The following is a 521-nucleotide window of genomic DNA, read 5'->3' on the forward strand; positions in this document are numbered from 1 at the left end:
GAATCCCCAATCCCAGTAGCAGTATCTCGTTGCCGTCCACGTCTTTTCCTCATGCCAGTATTTGGCGCTATACTGGCACAGGTTTTTGGAGGAATTCCACTTAAAACGTCGAGGAACCATTTAATTTATGTCGCTCCATATTGCTTAATATAGCATATATTATATGTTTACATAATTTATGTTCTTCAGCAATCGACCTTGCTCTCTTTTATCAGCCATTATCTGCTGTTATTTGGCTGAAATTCGCGCTATATTTCAGCCATGCGTAACGCGAAGTGGGTATGGCAACGGTCGGATTGGCCGAATTTTCAGTACGAAGAAGTGGTTTTCACCGAGATATGTAGTGAATTTACCGCTGTAGCCTCACGTCTGGCCGGGCGCATCGAGGCGCTGGCAGAGATTCCACGCCAGGAAATTACCGTTGATCTGATGGTGAGCGAGGCCATCAAGACGATGGAGATCGAGGGCGAACGACTGGATCGGGAGTCCGTCGTCAACTCCATTGCCGCACTAATGGGGTT

Annotated in this window: 1 protein-coding gene; it reads left to right on the top strand. The window is 47.2% G+C overall.

Annotated elements, in window-relative coordinates; translation table 11 throughout:
- Positions 1–261 precede the first annotated feature (261 nt).
- Positions 262–521: DUF4172 domain-containing protein (locus ACOCD2_RS26120; RefSeq protein ID WP_293675721.1), on the top strand; the 260-nt coding region annotated here is incomplete at its 3' end.

The organism is Thiolapillus sp. (genome assembly GCF_048562965.1).
Classification (GTDB): domain Bacteria; phylum Pseudomonadota; class Gammaproteobacteria; order Chromatiales; family Chromatiaceae; genus Thiolapillus; species Thiolapillus brandeum_A.